The following is a 17,555-nucleotide window of genomic DNA, read 5'->3' as shown; positions in this document are numbered from 1 at the left end:
GGAACATGGGGGAGTTGGAAGAGTGGACGTGCGAGTACTCGGGGCTGGTGATCGGCTCGCCCGACTCCGCCCTGTCCCTGGCCCAGGTCGACGGGCTTCTGTCGCTGCCGGACGTCCGGTCCTCCGATCTCGTGCTCATCCAGCGCGAAGGGCGGTGGCCGGGGGACGACATCCTTGACGGTCGGCCGGTCACGCTGACGATCGAGGTGTACGGGCGGACGCCGGAGGAGTTCTCCACCGCTTGGGCGGCGCTGACGGCAGCCTTTCGGGTCGGGCGCCCGGAGCTGCCGTTCAGGTTCCGCTTCCCGGGGATTGCCGCCGGAGAGAGCGCGTTCATCAAGGCGCGCCCGCGCAAGCGGGGCGGGTCCATCGACCTGTCCTTCGCCTACGGGGTGTCGACGGTGCCGTTCGAGCTGTATGCGACGGACCCGAAGATCTACGCGGAGTCGTCGCGGAAGGTGAGGGTGAGCACCCGCACCGGATCGCCAGTGTTCACTCAGCGGGGCTCCGTGCCGGCCCGGCCGATCGTTGAGATCACCGACGCGACGAACCCCGTGCTGACAGACGAGCTGACGGGGCAGACCTTCGGCATCGCGTACACCGGGTCTGTGACCGTGGACGGTGTGGCCCAGATCGTCCGGTCGTCGGCGGGCGAAGATATCACCGGGCTCGTGACCCCGGGCTCCGTCTGGCCGGAGTACGAAGCCGGGAACCATCGGCTGAAGCTCGTCAGCGAGAACAGCGACGTGGAAGCAACGGCCGTCGCCACGTGGCGCGAAGCCTGGGAGTAGCGGGGCAGGGACTGTGCGAATTCCTTAAACAGCCCCTATGCAGCACCCGCCGTAATCCGTGCAGCGGTACGTTCCGCCACCTCTTAGGCTAACCTCCAATTTCTGGTTGTCGACGGGGCAGATTGGGGTGAACGACGGATTTACCTGGAGGAGGGTTGACTCCGTCATTGAAAATATCGAGTTGACGACTTCGAGGCCGTGTTCCCGAATCCCCTGTTGGAAGAAGTCAAACGCGTCATAGATGTGCCCACAACTGCATTTGATTGGCGCGTAGTTGAAGTCTGTGAGCTCTACGCCTAGTTCTCTTCGAATCCGTTCGAATTCCCCATGGGGCACCGGCCGGATCCCGCTAAGCTGGATTCGCTCCGGCGTCCAATACCACTCGGTAACGGCGTAAGCCTGCGCGCGCGTCAGATAGAACGAGGCAGAGAGGTCTTTCAGGATTGCGGCCTTAACGAGGTCGATGATGGTCTGGTCGCTCGCCGAGGTCACCATCTTGCCGGTGGCGACTACGTTCTCGATTTCTGTCAGCAGCTTCATGGTGTCCAATTCTCCGATATTTGGCGATCTGCTGCCACGTCCGAAAAATCACAACGGGTAGCGTCTCTCGCCTGCTGAGGAATGGGTGCAGGTGGACCTTCAGGACGGAAGGGGGTCCGCCGGGCAGGTGGATGCGTATTTTCAGTGTGCGACGCCTCGCGGCCGCTCAGCAACCGGAGATAGTCAGAGCGCTGTCTTGGCGGGAAGTCGTTGCGCTCTAGGGGGAGCCGAGGAGGTGAGCCCATGGCGCGCTACGAATTGCTCCAGACGAAGCTGAAGACCGGCGAAGTCGTCGCCGCGTTGCCGGCCGCCGCGATCACGTACACCGAGACGTTGAACCAGGCGGGCACGGCGACGTTCACGATCCCGCTGAACGCGCCCCAGGCCGACGCGGCGAAGCTCTACCCGGGCGGCTCCGGGCTCGTGGCCGTCCGCGACGACGAACCGGTGTGGGGCGGGATTCTGTGGTCGGCTGCCGCGGACCTTGCCGCCGGAACGCTGAGCCTGGGGGCGTCCGGCTACCACAGTCACTACCGCGGCCGTCACATGGTCGACGGCTTCGACGCCCAGGACTGGGACATAGCCGATTTGCTGCGGACGTGGCTCTACCGGGTCAACGCGGTGAACACCGACCTGGACGAGATGAAGCCCACCGGGCGGAAGCGGTCCCGGCAGTGGACGAAGTACGAGCTGAAGAACGTCGCGGAAGCCGTGGAGCAGATGGCCGACAACGTGGGCGGCTACAACTTCCGCTACCAGTCGTACTGGAAGGAGCCGCGGAAGACTGTCGGGAACCGGTTCCTGATCTCCGACCGGTCCGGCAGCGCAACGACGCACTACCTGACGCACGGCGTCAACTGCGAAGTGCGGCAGGTGACGTACGACTCCACGGCCCTGGCTACCGCCGCGTACGCGGTCGGTGCCGACAACGGGGCCGGGGAGAAGCTGGTGGGTGTCGCGCAGAACAGCGGGCTCGTGGAGCGCATCCCGACGAAGCAGATCGTGACGACATACGGCGATGTCAAGGAGACGGAGAACCTGGTCTCCAAGGCCCAGTCGACGGTGAACGCCGGCCGGGCTCCGACGGCGATCCCGACACTGACGCTCTACCCCGGGGTGCGGCCCCAGGACTACCTGCCGGGGGACGTGTGCGTGGTCGTCGCCGACTCCGGATATGTCGCCCTGGCTGACGAGTTCGTGTTGACCGAGCGCACGACCGGAGTCGACACCAACGGCCGAGAGACCATCGGACTCGCCCTAGCCAACAAGGAGTTGTTCTCCAATGCCATCCCCAGTTAACGCCCTCCCGCCGTCGCTCCTGACCGAACTTGCCGACATGCAACGGCGTTTGACCGCCGTGGAGCGGGCGCCGGCCCCGGTCAATACCTTCGACCGTTACCCGGTAGCGGAGTGGGATCCGACGGCCCGCGGCACCATCGCTGACAACGTGTGGCACGCGGTATCGATCGCTGACGTGACCGGCATGGTCTTCGATCGGCTGGAGACGAAGTTCATCACCTACAACGTTCTCAAGGGACGACGAGAACCAGAGATCCGGCTGGCTGCGTTCCGGCACGGCCGCGACGGCGGGAAGACCATGGTGTCCGCGTCCAGCACGTGGCAACTCGTGGGCAACGAGAACCCGTTCCTGGCGGCGGGCATGATCCGCTGGATTCACGGCATCCCGCACGGCTGGGAGTACGCCCGGGACGCCGACGTCTACACCGTGGAACTCCAGCTCCGGTACGCGGTCGGCCCGGAGCCGATCCCGACGGCGCGGATGTGGGTCCTGGCCGGGCTCGAATCGGCTAGCACGGATGCACTGGAGTATCGGGGCGTCTTCGAGGAAGACGGCACTTGGCGCTATGCGCCGATGGCCCGGGACGGCTCCGAGTACAGCGCCCAACTCCTGACCTATCCGGTCCCGGGAGAGCACGGGAAGGCCCAGCTCTCCGGCATGCAGTACTGCGTTGGCCTTCCCGCCGCCCGCGTTCCCGACGCAACGGCTACCGGGACGTTGACCTACGACCTGGAGTGGAAGACCGTGCGCGCGCCGGACCTGAACGAGCCCGTCATGAACCTCTAGGGGGTGTCCGTGAGCATCACGGAAGCGCTGGGCGGGGCGGAGATCCTGGCGCCCGTCGTCGTCTTCGCGGTCTTCAGTCTCCAGCGCTGGAAGTCCGGTCTCCACGCCGCGTGGCGTGAGGAGGCGGAGGCGTACCGGGCCCGTGCTGAACGGCTGGACGAAGACGTTGCGCGGCTTGTCGCCGAAGTCCAAGCGCTACGACGAGAGAACGCGCAGCTCCGTGCGGAGATCCGGAGCATCTGGAAGAGCAGCGACACCGAGTCACGGATTACGTAATCCGTGACGGGACGGGGGGACCTTGACTACGCCACCGCCGGGGCTTCCGGCCAACATCCCGACCGTGCGAGTCCACGGCCGATACCTGGGGCCAGACGGGCGCCCGCTCGCCGGAACCGTCACCTTCACGGCACCGGCACTGCTCACCTTTGCCGACAGTGACGTCTTCGTGGCCGGCCCGGTCGTCGCCGTGCTGGACGAAACCGGACGGTTCGCAACGACGCTGCCCGCCACCGACTCACCGGGCATGAACCCTTCGGGGTGGTCCTACTCCGTCCGGGAGAACCTGACGGGGGTCGTCGGCAGTCGCACCTACGCCATGCTCGCCCCGAAAGCCGTGCCCGACGTCGACCTTGCCGACATTGCCCCCGCGGACCCGACGACGCCCACCTACGTGCCGGTGCCTGGCCCCAAGGGCGAGACCGGAGCTCAAGGTCCGAAGGGCGACAAGGGCGACCCCGGGGCCGCGTCGACCGTGCCGGGGCCGAAGGGCGACAAGGGCGACACCGGACCGGCCGGAAGCCAGGGCCCGAAGGGCGACAAGGGAGACGTCGGTCCCCAGGGCCCGAAGGGCGACCCCGGAGCAGGGTCGGTGAACTCCGTGAACGGCAAGCTGGGGCCGGATATCCAGCTGGACGCGGCCAGCGTGGGCGCCGTCCCCAGCTCCGCTGTGGGTACTGCTGGTGGCGTAGCCCCGCTGAACTCGTCCGGGAGGGTGCCAGCCGCCAACCTGCCGGACCTGTCGGCGCTCTACGTGGACGTGAAGACCCGGGGTGCAGCCAACGGTGTGGCGACGTTGGACGGCGCCAGTCGGCTGCCTGTCGCCCAGCTCCCCGTGACCGTCGCACGGAACACCTGGACGCCCCAGGCGTTGGGGTTCGCGGCGTGGAATCTCGACCCCGCCGGGGTGACCAACCCGACGGCGATCAAGTACGCGAAGCTGAACAGGCTTTACGTGTCCGGCATCAACGTCACGGAGCCCACGGCCGTGTCCCATCTGTGCGTCTTCGCGCGCGGCTGGGGCGGCTCCGCGGTTGCGCCCAATGCCCGCTTCGAGGCGTCGTTGTACCGCGAGTCCGGCGAGATCATCATGTACAGCGGGGACATCTGGCAGCTTGACCCAGCCGGTCAGTTCCCCGGGACGTCGGCACCCGCGAAGACGAACCACATCGGGGCCGTCCCGATGTGGCTGGGCCAGACCATGCTTCTTCAGCCGGGCCGGTACTACGGGGCGTTCCTGCTGCGACAGGGCGGCGCATCGGACTTCGCGTACATGCATGTCGGCAACGAGAGTCCGTCGAACCCGGCCAACTTCTTCATGCCGTCCGCCGCGTTCGAGCGGGAGAAGTACCTGGACGGCATCGACCACTGCCCGCAGAACCTCAGCGGAGCGGCATTCAAGGGCGACCACGACATCCCGATCGTGGCTCTCGCCAACCTCTAAGACCGCCACCTACTCAGCCCCGCCGGGACTTCCTGCGGGGCTTCTTCACGCCCAGAACAAGGGGGACTTCATGGCGTGGTACCCGAATGCCCGAAAGCTCGAACTCCAGCCGGAGAGCGACGCCCAGCCGGCCATCCGCCCGACTCAGGTGATCTTCCACTCGATCGCTGCCCCGTGGTCCGGTGAGCGGACTTACCAGTACTGGCGCGACTCCACCAACCTGGAATCGCACTTCTACGCCGGGTTCGGCGGTGAGGTGTACCAGTACATCGGCACTGAGACCAGGGCCGATGCCAATATGTATGCCAACCGCCGCAACGACGGTACCGGCGCTGTCTCGGTGGAGACCGCGTCGAACCTCGATCACAGCGATCCGTGGACTGACGCGCAGATCGAAGCTCTGATCGGTATCGGCGTGTGGATGCACAACCAGCACGGCGTACCGCTTCGCATCTGCCAGAGCTGGACCGACCCAGGCTTCGGCATCCACCGGATGTACCCCCAGTGGTCCCAGGGCGGGACCGCCTGCCCCGGAGACGTGCGCGCCGCTCAGTTCCGCGACCGGGTGTTCCCCGGCATCGTTGCGGCGGTCAACGGCGGCGGCTCGTCCGGCGGCTCCGGCGACGATGGCGGTGTCGCCCCGTTCCCCGGCGCGTGGTTCTTCCAGTCGGGCCGGAGCGACGACCTGATCACGCGCATGGGTCAGCGACTGGTCGAAGAGGGCTGCGGCCGGTACTCCGTCGGTCCCGGCCCGGACTGGGGCCCGGCGGACCAGCGCTCCTACGCCGCGTGGCAGCGCGCTTGCGGTTACTCCGGCAGCGCCGCCGACGGCATCCCTGGCCAGGCTTCGTGGGACCGACTCCGTGTTCCCAACAACTGACCGACTCGTCCCGCCCGCCGATCCCGACTGGCCGTTCGCCTATGGACTCCAGCCCTTCCGGCCGGAGCCGACCAACCCACCTGAGAGAGGTACCAGCATGACCTTTGTCCGTACCCACGCTGCCCGTCTGTACGCCCTGGCGGTCGCCGTACTCGCGCTCGTCGCCCACTTCGTCCCGGAGCTACCGTCCGCGCTCGTCCTGGGCGTGGTCGCCGCGGCCCTGGGTGTCGGTGAGGCGGTGCACCGTGTGACCGGCCCGGCCCCGGAGAGCGCCCCGCCGGCTGAGACCACCGTCCCGTCCGAGGCAGGCGAGTGATCCAGCCGGGCATTGCTCTGCTGGGGCGCGCCCGAAGCGGCAAGGACACTCTGGCGGAACGGCTCGTCGCCCAGCACGCGTACACCCGCGTCGCCTTCGCCGATCCGCTTCGGGCCGTCGCCCTAGCCGCCGATCCCATCGTGTCCGCGGAGTCCGGGCACTTCGGCTACCTGCCCGTACGGCTGTCGGAGGTCGTGGAGCGGCACGGCTGGGAGAAGGCCAAGACCACCGTGCCGGAGGTGCGCCGCACGCTCCAGAACTTCGGCCAGGCCGTCCGCGACATCGACCCGGACTTCTGGCTGAACCTCGTGCTGGAGCGCCTGGACGTCGCTGCGCCGTGGTCGCTGCCGGTCGTCGTCACGGACACCCGGTACGTTAACGAAGCCCAGGCGCTTCGAGCCCGCGGCTTCAAGCTCGTCCGGGTCGTACGGCCCGGAGCCAGCACACGGGAGCACGTCAGCGAGACGGAGTTGGACAACTTCCCCGTGGACGTCACCGTGGCCAACGCCGGGACCGTCGCCGATCTCCATGCCCAGGCCGATCTACTGGTCAAGCCGACCGGCTGACCCCACTGAGCCCCCGCTTCGGCGGGGGCTCTTTGCGTTGTCACGGATTACGTAATCCGCGACTCATGCGACGCAACTTCTGAACTTTTCTTGCACAACCCGACGGTGCGTCAGTAGTGTGCTTCTCGGGGCGCTCGCACAGCGCGAACCGCTCAAACTCAAGGGGAGAGGACAGCATGACCACCACCACCGCCACCGGCCGAGACGCCCAGGTCGAGAAGATCCGTAAGGCGATCAAGCGCGTGAACGGGCTGGTTGCCAAGGGGGATGAGCAGGGCGTTACCGCGTTGGGGGGGAAGGTCGACGGGCAGATCAATGCGCTTAGCGGCAAGGGGGTTCGGGCGCTTCAGGCGGAGCTGCGTGAGGAGTGGGCTGCCGCGAGGAAGGCCGCTAAGGAGAGGGCCGCGAACCCCGGCAAGGCCGTGGCCCTGGTCGGCAAGGTGTCCCTTGCTACCACCCGCTACCAAGACGTGCCGGGCATGGTGGAGAAGGTCGAGGAGATCGCCCAGGTTCTCGCAGACGGCGTGACCCTGGAACTCCAGACTCACGAACTTGCGTTGCGGATCGCTCGCCAGGACTTTCGTGCTCGTATCCAGATCACGAACAAGGACGGTGACCCGGACTGGCCGGGGCGCCTGAAGCCCAACAAGGAGCGGTCTGCCGAGATTCTTCGCATTGCTGGGGAGAAGTTCCGCGCCTCTGACGACGCGACCGCCGACGAAGCCGCCGACATGGAGAAGAAGGCTGCTGCCGTTCAGCGTCTCGCCGTTGCGATCAAGAACCAGCGCCAGAATGCCCTTGTGCTGGAGATGGCGGAGATCGACGCCAACCCCACCGACGAAGACCGTCAGATCTTCGCTAAGGCGGTCGCCGCCTACCCCGATCTCCCGGTTGGCCAGGCTGCCCAGAAGTTCTACAGCATGCCGACGGAGTTGAAGAAGGATGCACTGGCCGCTTCCCGGAAGGGTGAGTTGGAGGGTGGCTCCGACGGTGGAGACGGCGACGGCGACGACGAGAAGCGGACTCCGTTGGAGTTCATCGAACTCAACTTCGCGAAGGCGAAGGCCCAGCTTGCCGCCGCAGAGAAGCGTTCCGCGAAGCTGGACGACGACGGGAAGGCGGCGCTGAAGCAGATGCTTGCAGAGTTCAAGTCGCTCATGGACGGCTTCGAGTCCACGCTCTGATCAACCCTTGCCCCGTCCGGGTTCGCCTGGGCGGGGCCCGCTCCTTAGGAGAAGACGCGTGTTCAGAGCAGACGCCGGAAGGGTCGGCCAGCCGGCACGGGGCAGCCGCACCTTCGACACCGCCGACATGGCAGCACGGCAGCTCTTCGTACTGATCAAGGCGCACGGCTGGGAGGGCAGCGAGGAAGACGCCCTAGCCGTACTGCGGGACGGCGAATCCCTGGTGTTCAAGGGCTTCGAGTACCGGGTCACCGAAGTCGCTGACTAGCGGTCCCCCGCAGCCCCGTTCGACCTCCCCGGGTCGGGCGGGGCTTCTCCATGCCCAGCGGCAGGTTCGGGGATGGTGAAGTGGTGTTTTGGTGCCCAATCTCAACATCCCTAAGAGATCCCTATAGCAAGCCGGAACCGACCGCCCAAACGCCAAACCACCAGCCGTCCGGAAGTCCTTGCGCTCTCCCCCTGAGTGACCGATCCACACGACCCTGAGGGGGGTTCCATGGGCGCAGTGCGCACTATCAAGCGCGGAGGCAGCCGCTTCTATCTGCTGACCGATCGGCCGGACGTCCGGTACCCGGGAGTTACGTCCGTGATCAACATGCTGCCGAAGGGCTTTCTTCAGTTCTGGGCGGCCCGGCTGACGGCCGAACTTGCCGTCGATTCACTCCCGTTCGTGGAGCAGATGGCAGCCCGGGACAGGGCCGGAGCCGTCGACTACCTGAAGGGGGCGGCGTCCCGCTACACCCGGATCAGGGCGGACGTCGGCTCCCTGGCGCACGACCTGTTCGAGCGGCTGATCCGCGGTGAGCACGTCGGCGCCGTCCACCCGGACCTTGAGCCCTACAAGGTGCTCTTCCTGGACTTCCTGGCCGCCGTAGCCCCGGAGCTGATCCGGGCCGAAGACGTCGCGTGGTCGGACCGCCACGAGTACGCGGGCTCGTTCGACGCCCTGATCAGGGTGTGGCTGGACGAAGCCGGCAACCCGACCCCGGACCGCTCCGGCCAGGCCGTGGTGCTCATGGTCGACTGGAAGACCAGCGCAGCCACGTACGCGGACGTCGCGCTCCAGCTCACCGCGTACGCCATGGCCGACCGTCTGATCGCCCCGGACGGCAGCTCCGTGCCCATGCCGGAGATCGACGGCGCCGCGGTGCTGCACATCACGCCGGACGGCTGGGCGCTGAAGCCGGTCAAGGTGGACGAAGAGGTCTTCTCCTTCTTCCTGGCGCTTCGGCGGGTCTTCGACTGGGACCGCGACGTCTCGAAGACCGTGATCGGCAAGGCCATCGCGTCCAGCGCCAAGCGAATCGTGACGGGCACTCAGCGCCGGTCGGGCTGACGGGAAGTCGTCGCGCTCTAGAGGGGGTGGAAGAGGGCGGGGCAGCAGGGGGGCCGGTGGGTGGTCGCGGATTACGTAATCCGTCGTCCGCGAGTGTGGCCCTCCCTCTTCCAACGTCCGAACGAGTATGGGGGGGTTGGAGCATGGCGCTTCGCATTTTCGAGACCGATCCGGACGCGCTGCCGAAGGGCAGCTTCGTGGACGAGACGGTTGGCCGGTTCCACTCCGGCAAGCAGGACGAGAACGGCACGCCGGTCGCGCTGTCGGCGTGGCGGATCACCACGGACGACCCGTCGGTGGGTGAGGCGGTCGCGGAGCTGCTGGGCGGTGTGGCGGTGGTCGACGAGCACTCGGAGGCGGTCCGCAACGTCGAAGTCCAGACCGACAAGGCGACCGTCCTGGTCGTGATCGACGGTCCGGAGTCGGTGACGTCGGATATGAAGTTGTGGAACCGCAGCACGCTCGTGCACCACTGTGACGGCGTGGAGTTCCTGTCTCCGGATGAGCAGAAGGGGCAGGTGTGCGGCTGCCCGCAGCTCATGGAGGAGCGTAAGGCGCTCGCGAAGCGCTTCATGGGTCCGTCGCCCTCGATCAGCATCACGTTCGCCCTGGCGGATGATCCGGAGCTTGGCAAGTTCCGTTTCTCAACCGGAAGTTGGAAGCTCGCCGAGGAGCTTCACGTCCTGGACAACGCGCTGACGAAGGTCGGTGCTCCGGCGCTGGCTGAGCTGACGCTGACGCTGGTGGAGTACACCACGAAGAAGGGCCGGGACGTCTCGTACTACCGGCCCACGGTGAAGGTGCTCAAGGCCTACAACGACGCGGTGGCCGACCCGAAGTTCTGACGAGCCGGGGGCTTCGGGGTTCGCCCTGGGGCCCCTGCCTGTCTCGGGGAGGGGGCAGCGTGATTCTGGAGCTTTGTTCCGGCTACGGCGGGCTCGGCCTGGCCGTGGAGCATCTGACCGGCGAACGCGTCGGCTGGGTCGCGGAGATTGACCCGTTCGCGTCGAAGATCCTCGCGGAGCGGTTCCCGGACGCTCCCAACCTGGGGGACATCACCGGGATCGACTGGGGAGAGCTGGACGGCCAAGTCACCGTGTTGACCGCCGGTTTCCCGTGCCAAGGGATCTCCAACGCGGGACTCCGGAGGGGGTTGGAAGATGAGCGATCGGCACTCTGGTTCACGGTCCTGGAAGCGGTTCGCCGTCTTCGACCCGAACTCGTCTTCCTGGAAAATGTCGCTGCGATCCGGCGCCGCGGGCTTGCGGAAGTACTCGGGGGACTGGCCGAAGGGGGGGGGGGGGGGGGCGGGGGGGGGGGGGGGGGGGGGGGGGGGGGGGGGGGGGGGGGGGGGGGGGCAGTCTGCCAACTCCAGAAGCCAGCCCCACGGAGCCACACTCGCTGACGAAACTTGTTTTCTTCTTCCCCACGCCGACCGCCAGCGACGGCTTGGGGGGACCGGGGACGAGCCCGGCGCGGAAGGGTGGTCTGAACCTTCGGACGCTCGTCATTCTCCTGCCTCATGGTGGGGGGACTACCTGCCCGCCGTCCGGCGCTGGGAACGGATCTTCGGACGAGCTGCCCCGGCCCCGACCGAGCGCGGGCCCCGCGGGGGCATCCGGCTGACGGCGAAGTTCGCCGAATGGCTGATGGGCCTGGCCGCCGGCTGGGTCACCGACGTGCCCGACTTGAGCAGGGGGCAGCAGCTCAAGGCGGTCGGCAACGGCGTGAGCCCGCAACAGGCCTATGTGGCGTACAAGCACCTGCTGGAGTACGCCGACGACGGTCCAGCCGGGGAGACCCGCCAGAACTAACAGAGAGCGGGCCGGATCACTCCCAACTCCGGGGTGGTCCGGCCCTTTTGCTGTCACGGATTACGTAATCCGTGGCGGACGGGGGGACGACATGATTCGAGGGATCGACCGGGAGCACGCCCCGGCACTGGGCGACGTGCGCGCGCTGGGCGAAGGGGACGTGATTCTCCTCCTTCCCGGGGCTGAGGAGCGTGACGACTGGGCGCGGTACACGGAGGCGATCGGCGCTGCCGTCGGTCGTGGGGCGGACGCCCGGTGGACCCGTGGCTAACCCGAACAAGCGGCAGGGGACGAGCTGGGAGTCCAGCATCCGCGACTTCCTGAACAAGGTGCTGGGGCTCGTGGACGAGAAGGGAAAGCTGCTCAACCCGTTCAACGGCCTGAACGTCCGGCGCGTGGCTCAGGAAGGCAGCCGGGACGTGGGCGACGTCCACGCGGTGCCGTTCGTGCTGGAAGCGAAGGACGTTGCCAAGGCGACGGTCCCCACCTGGATTCGACAGGCCGAAGCCGAAGCCAACCACGCGGGCTTCCCCTTCGGAGTCGTGGTCCACAAGCTCCGTCGCGCGAACGTCCGTGCGGGCAAGGTGCACTTCGGCGTTCGGACGTGGAGCCGCGTGCGGCTCGTCCTGGGCCTGAGCGCCAGGGAGTTCTACGACCGGTACCGCTTCACGTTCACCGTGCGCGGACTCGATACCGGCAAGTGGTACGCGACCACCGACCTTGAGCGGTTCGCCGTGCTACTGGCCGACGTACGGAACGAGATGGGGGGATCTCGTGCAACTGACTGACCTACTCGCCAAGTTCGCTGACGTGAGCGAGCAGCCGGACGGCTACCTCGCCCGGTGCCCGGCCCACGGCGATTCCCGGCCGTCACTGCGGATCTGGGTCGGCGACGACCGCAAGGTTCGGCTGAGCTGCCGGGCAGGCTGCGCGACCGACGACGTCCGCCAGGCCGTGGGGCTTGGCTGGTCGGACCTCTTCGACGTCCGGGGCGACGCGATCACCGTGCCGGCTGAACGCCCGTCGCTCGTCGGACCCGGTCCGACCGCCGCCCTGGCGGACTACGTGGACCACACGGTCACCGTCCTGGGCAAGCAGGACGACGAGTGGTCGACCCGGGCCGCGCGGTACGCCAGGGACCGCTTCGGGCTCGATCTGGACACCTGCCGGGACCTGGACGTGGGCGTGGACGACGGGGAGACGATTCCCGGTCTGAAGTGGCGGAGTCGCGCGTTTCTCGCGTACCCCCGACTGACCGTGCCGTTCCGCTCGTTCGGTGGAGTCGTCCACGGCCTACAAGGGCGGGACCTCACCGGCGACTGCCCCGGCCGCTGGGTGGGACTGCTCAATCCGCGGGGCGCCCGCTGGGGAATGTACGGGGTTCTTCGTGGGCAGGGAGGCTACGGAACCGCAATCGTGACCGAAGGCCCCGGCGACGGGCTCACTTCGGTGGGGGTCGGCTACGACGCCGTGATGGTGCGCGGTGCGTCGTTGGCGAGCAACCCGGACCTGATCGAGGAGCTGGCCGCCGGTCTTCGGGGTTCCCACGTGATCGCTGCCGGAGACAGAGACGACGCGGGGCGGGCGTTCAACCGGGCCCTGGCGGAAGGACTCCGTCCGTACGGCATCACGGTTCACGCTCTCCCGATCCCGGACCACGGCGCTAAGTCCGACGTCACCCGGTGGCGGGAGATCGACCCGGACGCCTTCCCCGGCGCCTTCCATGCCGCGGTCAAGGCAGCTCGTCCCGTGCCAGTCGGGGGCGACGCGGATGCCCAGGCCGTGAACGCCGAACTCACCGCGCGCACCGGGGCCGACGCGGTCACCGGAGACCAGGGCGCCGAAGCTGCCCGTATTCTGGCGGGGCTCGTCGGGCGTTACGGCGAGAGCGACGCCATGAACGCGCACGCGCTGACAGCATGGACCCAGGGCCGAATCCGCTACGCGCCGGGCTTGGGCTACTACGTGTGGAACGGCAAGGTCTGGGAGCAGAACGCCCACAAGGTGAGGCAGGAAATCCACCGGATGGGCGCCGCGCTCGTCCTGGCCGGCGACGTCAAGAGCGCACGCGGCTTCACCATGACGGCCAGAATAGACGCGTTGCTGACGGAGCTGCGGAGCGTCCCGACAGTCCACGTGAACGCGTCCGACTTCGACGCCCGGCCGGAGCTTCTGAGCTTCGCCAACGGGACCGTCGACCTTCGGTCGGGGACACTCCGCCCACATGACCCGGCGGACATGCTGACGTACTGCCTCGATGTCGACTACCGGCCGGAGGCGAAGGCGCCGCGCTGGGAGAGTTTCCTTCAGGAGGTCTTCCCGGGCATGCCAGAGATGCCCGCGTACATACAGCGGCTCATCGGGTACGGCATCACCGGCAGCGCAGACGAACAGGTCTTCGTGGTCGCCTGGGGTAAAGGCGCGAACGGGAAGTCGGTCTTGACCGACACCCTGACTCGGGTCTTCGGGGCCATCTCGAAAACCACCCCGTTCTCAACCTTCGAAGAGAAGAACAACGGTGGCATCCCCAACGACGTGGCCGCGCTCCGGGCGGCCCGGCTCGTCTTCGCGTCCGAAGGTGAGAGCGGCAAGCCCATGAGCGAAGCCGTGTTGAAGCGGGTCACGGGCAAGGACGAAGTGACCGCGCGATTCCTGCGGAAGGAGTTCTTTTCCTACCGGCCGTCTTTCCTTCTCGTCCTGGCGACCAACCACCGGCCCAGGCTGCGCGGACAGGACGAAGGGCTCTGGCGACGCGTGCGGCTCGTGCCGTTCCGGCGCTGGTTCGCCCCGGAAGAGCGGGACCACGGCCTAGACGCCAAGCTCCAGGCCGAAGCCGAAGGCATCGCGGCATGGGCTGTCCGCGGCGCCGCCCAGTGGTACCGCGAAGGGCTCATGGACCCGGCCGAAGTCACCGGCGCCAGCGACGACTTCCGGCAGACGTCGGACGCCCTGGCGGGCTTCTTCCCGGGTGTGCTGGAGCGCGGCACGGACGCGGACGTGATGAACGGGACGGACGCGTTCAACGCGTACCTGGACTGGGCGGAACAGGAGAACCTGCCGTCGAAGGAGAAGTGGACGCGGCGCGCCTTCTACGACGCGATGGAAGAGAGGGGGATTCCACGGAAGAAGACGGCGAAGGGGGTCGGGCTCGTCGGGCTCCGGCTGCCGGCTGCCGAACCGGCTGACGCTCCGGGGATCTTCACGGGCTGACAGCACACCGAACGGGGCTCACGGATTACGTAATCCGTGAGCCCTTCGGCATCTCCGGGGGGAGAGATGAAGACTTACCGTCACGCGGTCGCGGGGGAGACCGTCACCGTCCACGTGCCGCAGGACGCGGACGACCTGGGCGCGTTCCTTGACTGGGTCCGGGAGGCGGACGCCCGCGGACCGGTCGGGCTGGATACGGAGACCACCGGCCTGGGGATCTATGGTGCCGACTTCCGTCTCAGGACAGTGCAGTTCGGGGACCGCTCCACGGCCTGGGTGATCCACTGGGAGCGCGGCGCGCTCTTCGCCGACGTCGCCCGTCGGGCGCTGGAGAACGTCCGCCGGTTCGTGATCCACAACGCGCCGTATGACTGGGCCGTGTTGGACCGATGCGCAGGAATCAAGATCGAGTCGTTGGCGCCGCGCACGACCGACACCCGGATCAAGGCTGCCCTGATCGACCCACGGCAGCCTCAGGAAGGCGGGCAGGGGACCGCGCTCAAGCCCTTGTGCGCGCTGTACGTCGACCCGTTGGCGCCGGACACCCAGGCCGACCTTGTTCAGGTCTTCCGCGCGCACGGGCTGACGAAGGCGAACGGCTTCGCCAAGATCGACCTGGACGACCCGACGTTCAACCTCTACGGCGGTCTCGACGCGATCTTTGCTGCACGGCTGGACCCGATCCTGACGTTCGAGCTGGAGCGGCTAGGCGTCCGTGACGCGCTCACCGAGTACGAGCACGAGTTGGCCCGGATCTGCACGATCATGCAGCGCCGCGGGATCATCCTGGACGCCGAGTACACGAGGGAGCTGGACGTCGCCCTTGGCCGGGAGGCCGAGGAATTCGCGGAGAAGGCCGCGCGGTACGGAGTGGAGTCGGTACACGCCACGCGGCAGATTGCCGAAGCGTTGGCCGGCATGGGCGAGACGCTGACGGAGCGGACCGCATCCGGTGCCGTCAGGGTGGACAAGGCCGTTCTTCTCTCGCTGGCCGACCGGGACATGCGGTGGGAGCGGATCGGCTCTCGGACACCGAACGCCCTGGCGGAGGCGGTGCTTCACGCGAAGAGGGCGAGCAAGTGGAAGAGCGCTTACGCGGGTGGCTTCCTCAAGGCCGTCGGGGATGACGGGCGCTACCACGCGAGTATCAACACGCTGGGTGCCAGGACGGGACGCATGGGGGTGCCGCTCGTCCACCAACTCCCCTCCAGCGACTACATGGTGAGGCGCTGCCTTCTCGCCGACGAAGGTCACGTCGTGGTGAGCACCGACTTTCAGGCCGTGGAGATGCGGGTTCTGGCCGCCCTGGCCAAGGTCCGGCGTATGGTCGACGGCTTCGTGAGCGGCGGATCGGGCTTCGATATCCACATGTTCACGGCCCAGCTCGTCAAGGGGCCGAACGCGACGAAGGAAGATCGAAAACTCTACAAAGGTGCCGGGTTCGGGAAGGTCTACGGCGGCGGAGTCCGGACCCTGGCCAGGCAGACGGGTGCCAGTGAAGAGGAGATCCGGCGGGCCGTCGCGGCTTACGACCGGCTGTATCCGGAGATTCGGCGCAGCACCGCACGATGGCAGCGGGAGGCCCGTGCGAACGGGATGGTGGCGGTCAGCGCGACCGGTCGCCGGTTGCCGTTGGACCGAGACCGGGTCTATGCAGTCACGAACTATTTGTGCCAGTCGGCGGGTCGGGACCTTCTGGGGCAGGCGATCCTGAACGTCCACGAAGCCGGTCTTCTCGATACGACGCTCTTGCCGATTCATGACGAACTGCTCGCGTCGGTGCCCGCGAAGGAGGCGAAGGAGTATGCGCGGGTGTACAAGAAGTGCATGACCATGAGCCTGTACGGCGTGCCCATCACGGCCGATGCGGAGATCGGCGGACGGTCCTGGGGCTCGTTGTACGGCGCCGACTACTGATCGGATCACGGCAAGGTAACGGCCGGAGCGGCCTGTCCTACCCAGGGATGAACCAGGGCTCCGGCCGATACCGGCCCGGCAACATCACGTGACGCGGCCCGATCTTGTTCCTAGGTTCGTTCGTGAAGGACCGACCGGCAGTGACGTGCGGGAAGTCCTTGCGCTCTAGGGGGAGCGAAACCAAGAACGAGCCCAGGGGGATGCCGTGATCGACCTGACCGAGCAGCAGATCCGCGACGCGCAGAACAATGACCTGGACGCCGTCACCGCGATGGTGAAGGCCACCGAAGAGCGGGTCGTCCAGCTTGCCCGCCGGTACGCGTCGACCGGTGGCCGGGTCGATCCGGAGCTTGTGGACGACCTTGCCCAGGTCGGTCGGATCACCGTCTGGGAGGCGATCAGCCGATTCCGCGGGGAGACCGTGGCGGAGTTCTTCACCTTCATCGACCGCACCTTGTGCGGCGCCATGTCGGACGAGCGGAAGACGGAGACCCGCCAGGGCGTGAGCCGGCAAGCGGCAGCGGATTTCGAACGGGCGCTGTCGCTCGCCGGAGGCGACCCGTACGAGGCGGAGTTCCTGGCCACCACGACCGAAGCCATGGGTGCTCGCAGGATGAGCGAAGATGCGGCGTACGCAGCGCGGCTGTCATATCAGGGCGTTCGGTACCTGGAAGCCCCCTTGACCACGACCGGCAATGTCTTCCCCGGCGAAGAGGCGGGTGGCGTGCGGACCATCGGGGAGTGGCTGGCCGATCGGCTGGCCGTCCCGATGGACCTGTTGGAGCCGTCCGACTTCGAGCGGGACCGCCGGGAGCAGACCCGGGAACGCGTCCACGCCACCCTTGACCGGATGGGCGAGCAGCAAGGCCACGTGCTCAAGGCGCTCACGGGGATTGACCCCGTCGGGTACTACGGCACCGAGCACGACGACGAGCTTGCCCGGGACATGGGCATCCCGCGGGCCCGGATCTCCGTCATCCGGAGCAAGGGCAAGGACAGGTTCCGCGTGCTGTGGGAGAAGGCCGCGTGACGCTCCGGACGCCGGACGGCGGCAGCGTCGAACTCGTCCGGTACGGGCGACGAGTGGAGATGCACCTTCGAGCCCCCGACGGGCGGACTGTCGCCACCGTCGATATGGCCGCCGAAGCCGCCGTCGACCTGATCGCCGAACTTCACAACCCGTAGGAGGAACGTC

Annotated in this window: 20 protein-coding genes; 19 read left to right on the top strand and 1 reads right to left on the bottom strand. The window is 67.4% G+C overall.

All coding sequences use genetic code 11. The annotated features are described in order from the left end of the window. The first annotated feature begins 5 nt into the window (after nucleotides 1–5). Nucleotides 6–791 (top strand): hypothetical protein, encoded by a 786-nt coding sequence (locus IF30_RS0129765; RefSeq protein WP_030244196.1) that lies wholly within the window; start codon nucleotides 6–8, stop codon nucleotides 789–791. A 24-nt stretch (nucleotides 792–815) separates the two neighbouring features. Here the strand turns inward: IF30_RS0129765 and IF30_RS0129760 are convergent, their stop codons facing one another. Then, nucleotides 816–1,331 carry a hypothetical protein gene (locus IF30_RS0129760; RefSeq protein ID WP_037901607.1) on the bottom strand — a complete coding sequence of 172 codons (516 nt, stop codon included), beginning with the start codon at nucleotides 1,329–1,331 and terminating at the stop codon, nucleotides 816–818. A gap of 243 nt (nucleotides 1,332–1,574) precedes the next feature. Between IF30_RS0129760 and IF30_RS0129755 the strand changes: the two genes are divergently transcribed. The 18 genes from IF30_RS0129755 to IF30_RS48145 all read left to right on the top strand — a co-directional run bounded on the left by IF30_RS0129755 (nucleotide 1,575) and on the right by IF30_RS48145 (nucleotide 17,545). After that, entirely contained in the window at nucleotides 1,575–2,630 is a 1,056-nt protein-coding gene (locus tag IF30_RS0129755; RefSeq protein WP_030244193.1) for a hypothetical protein, read from the top strand. After that, on the top strand, nucleotides 2,614–3,417 hold the full coding sequence (locus IF30_RS44040) for a hypothetical protein (protein WP_158835582.1): 804 nt from the start codon (nucleotides 2,614–2,616) through the stop codon (nucleotides 3,415–3,417). The genes IF30_RS0129755 and IF30_RS44040 overlap by 17 nt, the downstream gene beginning before the upstream one ends. A 9-nt stretch (nucleotides 3,418–3,426) precedes the next feature. Next, entirely contained in the window at nucleotides 3,427–3,693 is a 267-nt protein-coding gene (locus IF30_RS0129745; RefSeq protein WP_158835579.1) for a hypothetical protein, read from the top strand. 64 nt (nucleotides 3,694–3,757) lie between these two features. Then, on the top strand, nucleotides 3,758–5,137 hold the full coding sequence (locus IF30_RS0129740) for a collagen-like protein (protein WP_051711503.1): 1,380 nt from the start codon (nucleotides 3,758–3,760) through the stop codon (nucleotides 5,135–5,137). 70 nt (nucleotides 5,138–5,207) lie between these two features. Further along, entirely contained in the window at nucleotides 5,208–6,017 is an 810-nt protein-coding gene (locus IF30_RS49745) for a peptidoglycan-binding protein (protein WP_030244186.1), read from the top strand. A gap of 97 nt (nucleotides 6,018–6,114) precedes the next feature. Continuing rightward, nucleotides 6,115–6,333, top strand: coding sequence for a hypothetical protein (locus IF30_RS0129730; RefSeq protein ID WP_030244185.1), 219 nt, complete (start codon nucleotides 6,115–6,117; stop codon nucleotides 6,331–6,333). Continuing rightward, entirely contained in the window at nucleotides 6,330–6,899 is a 570-nt protein-coding gene (locus tag IF30_RS0129725; RefSeq protein ID WP_051711501.1) for a hypothetical protein, read from the top strand. Before IF30_RS0129730 ends, IF30_RS0129725 begins: the two co-directional genes overlap by 4 nt. Nucleotides 6,900–7,075: 176 nt before the next feature. Beyond that, a complete protein-coding gene (locus tag IF30_RS0129720) occupies nucleotides 7,076–8,083 on the top strand; it encodes a hypothetical protein (RefSeq protein WP_030244182.1) in 1,008 nt (335 codons plus the stop codon). Nucleotides 8,084–8,141: 58 nt separating this feature from the next. After that, on the top strand, nucleotides 8,142–8,351 hold the full coding sequence (locus IF30_RS0129715; protein WP_030244180.1) for a hypothetical protein: 210 nt from the start codon (nucleotides 8,142–8,144) through the stop codon (nucleotides 8,349–8,351). A gap of 228 nt (nucleotides 8,352–8,579) precedes the next feature. Beyond that, nucleotides 8,580–9,419, top strand: coding sequence for a hypothetical protein (locus tag IF30_RS0129710; RefSeq protein WP_030244179.1), 840 nt, complete (start codon nucleotides 8,580–8,582; stop codon nucleotides 9,417–9,419). Nucleotides 9,420–9,562: 143 nt separating this feature from the next. Further along, the gene (locus IF30_RS0129705; RefSeq protein WP_030244177.1) at nucleotides 9,563–10,264 is read left to right on the top strand and encodes a hypothetical protein; all 702 of its coding nucleotides are present in this window, start codon (nucleotides 9,563–9,565) and stop codon (nucleotides 10,262–10,264) included. Nucleotides 10,265–10,323: 59 nt separating this feature from the next. Next, entirely contained in the window at nucleotides 10,324–10,824 is a 501-nt protein-coding gene (locus IF30_RS45725) for a DNA cytosine methyltransferase (RefSeq protein ID WP_051711499.1), read from the top strand. 274 nt (nucleotides 10,825–11,098) lie between these two features. Next, a complete protein-coding gene (locus tag IF30_RS50380) occupies nucleotides 11,099–11,233 on the top strand; it encodes a hypothetical protein (protein ID WP_267884574.1) in 135 nt (44 codons plus the stop codon). A gap of 263 nt (nucleotides 11,234–11,496) precedes the next feature. Next, complete coding sequence (locus tag IF30_RS0129685; protein WP_030244170.1) at nucleotides 11,497–12,021, top strand: hypothetical protein; 525 nt, start codon at nucleotides 11,497–11,499, stop codon at nucleotides 12,019–12,021. Between the two features lie 22 nt (nucleotides 12,022–12,043). Next, nucleotides 12,044–14,443, top strand: coding sequence for a phage/plasmid primase, P4 family (locus tag IF30_RS0129680; RefSeq protein ID WP_199807952.1), 2,400 nt, complete (start codon nucleotides 12,044–12,046; stop codon nucleotides 14,441–14,443). A 66-nt stretch (nucleotides 14,444–14,509) separates the two neighbouring features. Further along, the gene (locus tag IF30_RS0129675; protein ID WP_030244167.1) at nucleotides 14,510–16,360 is read left to right on the top strand and encodes a DNA polymerase; all 1,851 of its coding nucleotides are present in this window, start codon (nucleotides 14,510–14,512) and stop codon (nucleotides 16,358–16,360) included. 205 nt (nucleotides 16,361–16,565) lie between these two features. Further along, nucleotides 16,566–17,390 (top strand): sigma-70 family RNA polymerase sigma factor, encoded by an 825-nt coding sequence (locus IF30_RS44030; RefSeq protein ID WP_030244166.1) that lies wholly within the window; start codon nucleotides 16,566–16,568, stop codon nucleotides 17,388–17,390. Beyond that, nucleotides 17,387–17,545, top strand: coding sequence for a hypothetical protein (locus tag IF30_RS48145; RefSeq protein ID WP_158835576.1), 159 nt, complete (start codon nucleotides 17,387–17,389; stop codon nucleotides 17,543–17,545). Before IF30_RS44030 ends, IF30_RS48145 begins: the two co-directional genes overlap by 4 nt. The last annotated feature ends 10 nt before the right edge of the window (nucleotides 17,546–17,555 follow it).

This window comes from Streptomyces sp. NRRL S-350 (assembly GCF_000719705.1).
Classification (GTDB): Bacteria; Actinomycetota; Actinomycetes; order Streptomycetales; family Streptomycetaceae; genus Kitasatospora.
The sequence above is the reverse complement of the archived record's forward strand: the minus strand, read 5'-3'. Positions and strand labels throughout refer to the sequence as shown.